This window comes from Roseitalea sp. (assembly GCF_984466335.1).
In genome coordinates, this window is record NZ_CFIFWG010000143.1 from 1 (window position 1) to 8,256 (window position 8,256).

The 8,256-nt window shown below is 67.9% G+C and carries 9 protein-coding genes and 1 pseudogene; 5 read left to right on the forward strand and 5 right to left on the reverse strand.

Annotated features, from left to right (window positions below):
- The 5 genes from AC5E6L_RS12165 to rpsF form a co-directional block, all read right to left on the reverse strand.
- Positions 1-1,371 (reverse strand): replicative DNA helicase (locus AC5E6L_RS12165; protein WP_491773606.1); only part of this gene is annotated, 1,371 nt, incomplete at its 3' end.
- A 224-nt stretch (positions 1,372-1,595) separates the two neighbouring features.
- Positions 1,596-2,222: a 50S ribosomal protein L9 gene (gene rplI / locus AC5E6L_RS12170; protein ID WP_491229234.1), complete on the reverse strand. Its 627-nt coding sequence runs from the start codon at positions 2,220-2,222 to the stop codon at positions 1,596-1,598.
- A gap of 53 nt (positions 2,223-2,275) precedes the next feature.
- The gene (locus AC5E6L_RS12175) at positions 2,276-3,253 is read right to left on the reverse strand and encodes a DUF2232 domain-containing protein (protein WP_491229233.1); all 978 of its coding nucleotides are present in this window, start codon (positions 3,251-3,253) and stop codon (positions 2,276-2,278) included.
- A 140-nt stretch (positions 3,254-3,393) separates the two neighbouring features.
- Entirely contained in the window at positions 3,394-3,642 is a 249-nt protein-coding gene (gene rpsR / locus AC5E6L_RS12180) for a 30S ribosomal protein S18 (protein WP_109765870.1), read from the reverse strand.
- Positions 3,642-4,058, reverse strand: a complete 417-nt coding sequence (gene rpsF, locus AC5E6L_RS12185; protein WP_491773609.1) for a 30S ribosomal protein S6 — start codon at positions 4,056-4,058, stop codon at positions 3,642-3,644. The genes rpsR and rpsF overlap by 1 nt, the downstream gene beginning before the upstream one ends.
- A 420-nt stretch (positions 4,059-4,478) precedes the next feature.
- Here rpsF and fabD point away from each other — a divergent pair, with 420 nt between their 5' ends.
- The 5 genes and pseudogenes from fabD to AC5E6L_RS12210 all read left to right on the forward strand — a co-directional run.
- Entirely contained in the window at positions 4,479-5,420 is a 942-nt protein-coding gene (fabD, locus tag AC5E6L_RS12190; protein WP_491229231.1) for an ACP S-malonyltransferase, read from the forward strand.
- 39 nt (positions 5,421-5,459) lie between these two features.
- Positions 5,460-6,197, forward strand: a complete 738-nt coding sequence (fabG, locus tag AC5E6L_RS12195) for a 3-oxoacyl-[acyl-carrier-protein] reductase (protein WP_491229230.1) — start codon at positions 5,460-5,462, stop codon at positions 6,195-6,197.
- Between the two features lie 123 nt (positions 6,198-6,320).
- Entirely contained in the window at positions 6,321-6,557 is a 237-nt protein-coding gene (locus AC5E6L_RS12200; RefSeq protein WP_491229229.1) for an acyl carrier protein, read from the forward strand.
- Positions 6,558-6,606: 49 nt separating this feature from the next.
- On the forward strand, positions 6,607-7,869 hold the full coding sequence (gene fabF, locus AC5E6L_RS12205) for a beta-ketoacyl-ACP synthase II (RefSeq protein ID WP_491773612.1): 1,263 nt from the start codon (positions 6,607-6,609) through the stop codon (positions 7,867-7,869).
- A gap of 192 nt (positions 7,870-8,061) precedes the next feature.
- A pseudogene (locus AC5E6L_RS12210) lies at positions 8,062-8,256 on the forward strand (endolytic transglycosylase MltG); the annotation flags it as partial.

Consider the following 8,256-nt stretch of genomic DNA (forward strand, 5'->3'; position numbering starts at 1 on the left):
GCGCATCTTCTCCTCCCAGGCGATATAGTCCTCGGTCTTGATGTCGGCCGCGCGGCGCGGCTCCTGGTTCTTGACGTAATATTCCTCGCGATAGACGAACAGGACGACGTCGGCGTCCTGTTCGATCGAGCCCGATTCGCGCAGGTCCGACAGTTGCGGGCGCTTGTCGTCGCGGCTTTCCACCTGGCGCGAGAGCTGCGACAGGGCGATGATCGGCACGTTCAGCTCCTTGGCCAGCGCCTTCAGGCCGGTGGTGATCTCGGTGATTTCCTGCACCCGGTTCTGGCTCGCCTTGGCCGAACTGCCCGACATGAGCTGCACATAGTCGATGATCAGCACGTCGAGGCCGCGCTGGCGCTTGAGGCGGCGCGCGCGCGCGGACAGTTGCGCAATGGAGATGCCGCCGGTCTGGTCGATATAGAGCGGCAGCCGCTGCATCACGCTGGCGCAGCCGACGAGCTTTTCGAAATCGGCCTCGTTGATGTCGCCGCGCCGGATCTTGGACGAGGAAATCTCGGTCTGCTCGGAGATGATGCGCGTGGCGAGCTGCTCGGAACTCATCTCCAGCGAGTAGAAGCCGACCACGCCGCCATCGACGGCCTTCACCGAGCCGTCGGCCTGCTGCTCGCCCTTGAAGGCGTGGGCGATGTTGAAGGCCATGTTGGTGGCCAGCGACGTCTTGCCCATGCCGGGACGGCCGGCGATGATCACCAGGTCGGAGGGTTGCAGCCCGCCCATGCGCGCGTCGAGCGAATGAAGGCCCGTGGCGATGCCCGAAAGATGCCCGTCGCGCTGGAAGGCGGCGTTGGCCATGTCGATGGCCCCGCGCACCGCCTCGTTGAACGGTTCGAACCCGCCATCGTAGCGGCCTGTCTCGGCCAGTTCGAACAGGCGCCGCTCGACATCTTCGATCTGCTCGCCCGGCGCCATCTCGACGGGCGCGTCGAAGGCGATGTTGACCATGTCCTCGCCGATGCCGATCAGCGCGCGGCGGATCGCCAGATCATAGACCGCCCGGCCGTAATCCTCGGCATTGATGATGGTGACCGCCTCGGCGGCCAGGCGCGCCAGATAGTGCGCCACCGTCATCTCGCCGACCTTTTCGTCGGCCGGCAGGAACGTCTTGATCGTGACGGGGTTCGATGTCTTGCCCAGCCTTATCTGCTCGCCGGCGACGGCGAAGATCTGCCGGTGCAGCGGCTCCAGGAAATGTTCGGGCTTGAGGAAGTCGGAGACGCGGTAGAAGGCGTCATTGTTGACCAGGATCGCGCCCAGCAGCGCCTGCTCGGCCTCGATGTTGCCCGGCGGCTCGCGATAGAGCGCGGTATCGCCGGTTTCGGGGGTCGCAAGGTGAAGGGCTGCGTCGGCCATCGGTCTCTTTCATCGTCCGAGCGCGATCTATAGCGCCGTGGCGCGGCGGGCCAAGCGGCCTTTTGCGAACCGCACCGAATTCACACTGACTCACAGCGCCCTGTCCAGAAGGGGCGAAATCGTCGGCGGTCCTTGACCATCATCTGGGCCCCGAATCGCAACAATCATACAAAAGCCCGGCGCGCGGGGCACCGGGCCTGCATGGCGCGGGTCGGGCGGCGCGGTCAGGCCGAAACCGGCTCTTCGTCCGGCTCGGCCGGTGCGGCCTCGTCCTCAAGCGCTTCGCGCTCCACCGGAAGGCCCTCGTCGTCGAAGTCGGCCAGCGATTCGAACGCGTCCTCGTCGGCGCCGTAGATCGCCTCGGCCGAGGACAGGTCCTCGCCCGCCGCCTGGCGCTCGGCCTCCTCGGCCGAGCGCGCCACGTTCAGCGTGATCCTGGTCTCGACCTCGGGATGCAGCGCGATGTCGACCTCGTGCAGGCCGATCGTCTTGATGGGGGCCTTCAGCTCCACCTGGTTGCGGCCGACCGAAAAGCCCGCCTCGGATAGGAAGTCGGCGATGTCGCGCGTGGACACCGAACCGTAGAGCTGGCCGGTCTCGCCGGCCGAGCGGACGACGACGAAGTCCTTGCCGTCAAGGTCCTCGGCGATGCCGGCCGCGGCGGCCTTGCGCTCGGCGTTGCGCGCCTCGATCTGCTCGCGCTCGGCGGCAAAGCGCGCCCGGTTGGCCTCGTTGGCGCGCAGCGCGCGCCCGCTCGGCAGCAGATAGTTGCGGGCAAAGCCCGGCTTGACGGTAACCTCGTCGCCGATCGAGCCGAGCCTGGCGATGCGTTCGAGCAAAATGACTTTCATGATCCGTGTTCCTTTACGTCGAATATAGGCGTTGCTTATGGATTGGATGGCGTTCAGGCGGAAGCGGGCGGGCCCCCAGAGGGCGGCCGCGCGCCGCCTCCGGGCGAGACCGGCATCGGACGGGCCGTGGCGAAAAGCCCCAGGAGGAAGAAGGGCAGCGCGGCGACCAGCGTGACCAGCACCGCGCCGTAGACGACGATCATCGCCAACGGCCGCCAGGGCTGGCCGCGCGTGCGCTGGTGGAAGACGGCGAGGCCGGCCAGGGTGAAGCCGCCGACGAGCGCTCCCGAAGCGGCGGTGGCGGCAAGCCCGACAGGGCCGCCGATGAAGCTGGTGGCGATGGCGACGGCAAGGATGATCGAGCCGGCGCGCGGCAGGCGCAGCGCGGCCGGCCAGTCGTCGCGCGGTCGCTTGAGCCGGCCGGAGGCGCGCGTGATCGCCAGCGCCAGATAGAGCGAGCCGATCAGCACCATCAGCCACAGCGCCGGCTGCATGAAGGGGATCGCGCCGGTCATGAAGGAAAGAAGGCTCTCGCGCCCCTCGGGCGTGAACGCGAATTCGGGATTGGCCTCCTGGAGCCGCCCGATCATCTCGCCGACCAGTTCCTCGACCAGCGCCGGCCCGTAGCCGATCAGGATGCCGGCGACGATGAAGGCGCCCGCCGTGATGACGGCAAGTCGGACGATGACGTCGGAAAGCGGATACCAGGCGAGTTGCCCGGACGGCCCGCCGACCTCCTCGGCCGGCCGGGCAAGGTGCATCCAGTAGCCCGCCGCCGTCGCCGGCAGGATCGTCGTCATGACGATGTAGATCGCCAACTGGACGTTGGCGAAGGCGGCGATCGCCACGGTGGCGACGAGCGCCCCGGCCAGGCCGGCCGCAAAGCCCCAGCCGAGCGTGGCCACCATCAGCGGCACCGCCGAAAGGAAATAAAGGGCGACCGACAGGCCCGAGCCGGCCGCCACGCCCAGGCACAAAAGGGCGGTTGCCGAGCCCGCGAGCAGGCCGATGCCGATCAGATTGGCATTCATGGTCGCTGTCCTGCGTTCATGCAGTTAGGGACCGGACGCGCCGGCCCCAACTCGGTTTTGTCTTCGCGCCGGGTCCGCCCCGGCTTTTCTCCGGTTCGTCATGCTCGGGCTTGGCCCGACCATGGCCCGCCCGTGTGGCCCTATTTCGTCACGTAGGGCAGAAGGCCCAGAAAACGCGCGCGCTTGATGGCCTTGGCCAGTTCGCGCTGTTTCTTCATCGAGACGGCCGTGATCCGCGAGGGCACGATCTTGCCGCGCTCGGAAACGTAGCGTTGCAGGAGCTTGACGTCCTTGTAGTCGATCTTCGGAGCGTTGGCGCCCGAGAACGGGCAGGTCTTGCGGCGGCGATGGAACGGCCGACGCGTGGGAAGCTGGTTGATATCGACCATCAGCGCGGCCCTCCTTCGGCCCTTGGAGCACGCGGCCCGCCGTCACGACGCGGCCCGCCGTCGCGGCGCGGTCCGCGGTCGCGGTCCCGCCGTTCGTCGCGGCGCATCATCGCCGAGGGACCCTCTTCCAGCGCCTCGACCTTGACCGTCATGTAGCGAAGAACGTCCTCGTGAATGCGCTGCTGGCGCTCCAGCTCGTGCACGGCGGCGGCCGGCGCGTTCACGTTCATCAGCGTATAGTGCGCCTTGCGGTTCTTCCGGATGCGGAATTGCAGCGATTTCACGCCCCAGCTTTCGACCTTGTCGACGCTGCCGCCATGCTCGGCGATGATCCCCTTGAACCGGTCGACGAGTTCCTCGACCTGGTTGGAGGAGATGTCCTGGCGCGCCAGGAACACATGTTCGTAAAGTGGCATCTTGCTCTTGCCTTCCGTTTCGTTCCAGCCCGTCGGCGTCTAAGCCTCCTGCCCGCACGGGCCGCACGCGCGGCACGAAAGGCGAAGTCGACGGATCGAGAGCGGGATCATCGGGAGGCGCCCGGCTTGCTCCGGGCAAAACGGCCCCCGCAACGCGGAAGACGCCCTCCGTTCAGCCCCCGGCCGACCGGCTGGCGCCCATATACACAAATTCCCGCCGGGGGCAAGGGGGTCGCCTTTGCGATCGAAGGGGCGCCGTCCGGCGGCAGGCCAATACCGCCAGGCAAGGCCGCGATCGTGGCCTTTGCAAGCCCTTTGCTGCGCGTCGGGCAATCGCGCCGGATGTTCGCGCGATCGTCGCTTCGGCTTGACAGTGGCGCCGATTCTGCGCACCAAGCGTGCGCTTTGCGCGAGGTTCCGATGAGCGTTGCATTCACATTTCCCGGCCAGGGCTCCCAGGCCGTCGGCATGGGCAGGGATCTGGCCGACGCCTTCCCCGAGGCGCGCGCCGTGTTCGAGGAGGTGGACGCCGCGCTCGGCGAACATCTTTGCAAGATCATGTGGGAAGGCCCCGAGCAGACGCTGACCCTGACGGCCAACGCCCAGCCGGCGCTGATGGCCGTGTCCATGGCCGTCGTTCGCGTGCTCGAAGCCAATGGCTACAAGGTGTGGGAGAAGGCGGCCTTCGTGGCCGGCCATTCGCTGGGCGAATATTCGGCCCATGCCGCCGCCGGCACCTTCACGCTCGCCGACACCGCGCGTCTTTTGCGGGTGCGCGGCAACGCCATGCAGGCGGCCGTGCCGGTCGGCAAGGGCGCCATGGCCGCCATCGTCGGGCTCGATCACGAGGCCGTGCGGGCGCTGTGCGAGAAAGCGGCCGGCGAGGGCGTCTGCCAGATCGCCAACGACAATGGCGGCGGCCAGATCGTCATTTCCGGCACGAGGGAGGCGGTCGAGCGGGCCGCCGGGCATGCAAGCGACAAGGGTGCCAGGCTCGCCAGGCTTCTTCCGGTCTCGGCGCCCTTCCATTCGGCGCTGATGGCGCCGGCCGCCGATGCCATGGCCGAGGCCCTGTCGAACGTGCGGGTGTCGACGCCGATGGTGCCGGTCGTCGCCAATGTGACGGTGGCGCCGGTCGCCGATCCCGAGGCGATCGTCGACAGCCTCGTGCGCCAGGTCACCGGGCAGGTGCGCTGGCGCGAGACCGCCGGGCATTTCACCGCCCAGGGCGTCACGCGGATGGTCGAGGCCGGTGCGGGCAAGGTGCTGACGGGCCTTGCCCGACGCATCGACCGCCGCATTGACGCCGTTGCCATCACCACGCCTGCCGATGTAAGAGCGTTTCTCGATCAAAGCGCCTGACCGCCGGTCGGGCCGCGCCAACAATGTACGGGGGGTGACATGATCGATCTGAGCGGCCGCAAGGCTCTGGTGACCGGTGCGTCCGGCGGCATCGGCGAGGCGGTCGCCCGCGCGCTGCACGAGCGGGGCGCCATCGTGGCCCTGCACGGAACGCGCGCCGAAAAGCTGGATCGGCTCGCCGCGGACCTGGGCGGCCGCGCGCACGTCCTTCCGGCCGACCTGTCCGACCGCGAGGCGGTCGACGCGCTCGCCAGGACCGCCGAGGAGACCCTCGAAGGGGTGGACATTCTGGTCAACAATGCCGGCATCACCCGCGACGGGCTGTTCGTGCGCATGTCCGATGCCGACTGGGACACGGTGATCGAGGTCAACCTGACCGCCGTCTTCCGGCTGAGCCGCGCGCTGACCCACCCGATGATGCGGCGCAGGGCCGGGCGGATCGTCAACATCACCTCCGTTGTCGGCGTCACCGGCAATCCCGGCCAGGCAAACTATTGCGCCTCCAAGGCGGGCATGATCGGTTTTTCCAAATCGCTCGCCCAGGAAATCGCCTCGCGCAACGTAACGGTCAACTGTGTCGCGCCCGGCTTCATCGAGACTGCGATGACCGGCAAGCTGAACGAAAAGCAGACCGGCGCGATCATGGGCGCCATCCCCATGAAGCGCATGGGCACGGGCGCCGAGGTGGCGGCCGCGGTTGCGTTCCTGGCCTCCGATGCGGCCGGCTACATCACCGGGCAGACGCTCCACGTCAATGGCGGCATGGCCATGATCTGACGCTCGGACCCGGCCTTCGAGCCGTCCACAAACTTCGTTTCGCCCCCGTGTTTCAACTTGATTAGGCTGACGGGTGCGGATAGTCACGGGCGAACTAAATCGTATCAAACGAGGATTTCCGACATGAGTGACGTTGCAGATCGGGTCAAGAAGATCGTCGTCGAGCATCTGGGGGTCGACGCCGAAAAGGTCGGCGAAAGCGCCAGCTTCATCGACGATCTTGGCGCGGACAGCCTCGATACGGTCGAACTCGTCATGGCCTTCGAGGAGGAGTTCGGCGTCGAAATCCCCGACGATGCGGCCGAGACCATCCTGACCGTGGGCGACGCGGTCAAGTTCATCGAAAAGTCCAACGCCTGATCGGCCGCCGGGCCGCGTTTGGCGTGCCCGGCGCTTACCTGGGATGCGAATGCGGCGCGTTGTCATAACCGGGATCGGCATGGTTTCGCCCCTTGCGGCGAACGCCGAGCTGTCTTGGTCGCGCCTGCTTGCCGGCCAGAGCGCGGCGCGCAAGGTCACTGAGTTCGAGGTCGACGATCTGCCCGCGCAGATCGCCTGCCGCCTGCCGTTCGGCGACGGGTCGGGCGGCACCTACAACGCCGACGACTGGATGGAGCCCAAAGAGCAGCGCAAGGTCGACGACTTCATCGTCTACGGCGTGGCCGCCGTCGACCAGGCGCTGGACGATGCGGGCTGGCATCCCGCAAAGGACGCCGACCAGATCGCCACGGGCGTGCTGATCGGTTCGGGCATCGGCGGCATCGAAGGCATCGTCGAGACCGGCTATGTGCTGCGCGACCGCGGGCCGCGCCGTGTCTCTCCCTTCTTCATTCCCGGCCGGCTGATCAATCTGGTCAGCGGGCAGGTCTCGATCCGGCACGGGCTGCGCGGCCCCAACCACGCGGTGGTCACCGCCTGCTCGACCGGGGCGCACGCCATCGGCGACGCCAGCCGGCTGATCGCCTTAGGCGACGCCGACGTGATGGTCGCCGGCGGCGCCGAATCGCCCGTCTGCCGCATCTCGCTGGCCGGTTTTGCCGCCTGCAAGGCGCTGGCCACCAAGTTCAACGACGACCCGGCCGCCGCCTCGCGCCCCTATGACCGCGATCGCGACGGCTTCGTGATGGGCGAGGGCGCCGGCATCGTCGTGCTTGAGGAGCTGGAGCATGCCAGGGCGCGCGGCGCCAAGATCTATGCCGAAGTGATCGGCTACGGCCTTTCGGGCGATGCCCACCACATCACCGCGCCGTCCGAGGACGGCGAGGGCGCCGAGCGCTGCATGAAATCGGCGCTCAAGCGGGCCGGCGTCGCGCCCGCCGAGATCGACTACATAAACGCGCACGGCACCTCGACCATGGCCGACACGATCGAGCTCGGCGCTGTCGAGCGCGTTCTGGGCAATGCCGCCGGCAGGGTCTCCATGTCCTCGACCAAATCGTCCATCGGTCACCTTCTGGGCGCGGCGGGCGCCGTCGAGGCGATCTTCTGCGCGCTGTCGATCAGGGATCAGGTCGTGCCGCCGACGCTCAATCTGGACAATCCCGACGTGGAGACCGCGATCGATCTGGTCCCGCACGCAAAGCGCGCGCGCAGCGTCGAGATCGTCCTGTCCAACTCGTTCGGGTTCGGCGGCACCAACGCCTCGCTCGTCCTGCGGCGCCACGATGCCTGAGCGTTCCGCGGAAGGCTGCCTTGCCACCGGTTTTTCGCCATAAAGGCTTTTATTGTGCATGCCGATGCGCACAATCGGCAGTCTTGAATGCCGCCTCCCGCCCGTTGCGCCCCGCCCGCGCTCCGGTCCGGGAACGCGTAATCCGGACACGGACCGGCAACGGGCAAAGGGCAATGGTCAGGGGAAGCGCGCGTGAGTGACGATATCCGTTTTGGCCGGGCCCGGCCGAAGCCGCCGCCCGAGCCCGACGATCCAGTCGCCGCCGATGTGGGCGGGCGGCCGATCCCGCGCTCGCCGGCGCAGGCGCTGCGTCCCGAAGGGGGCGTCGAGCCGCCCAAGCGGCCTCGCGCCAGGGCGGCGCGCAGCCAGGTGGTCGTTTTCGCCAAC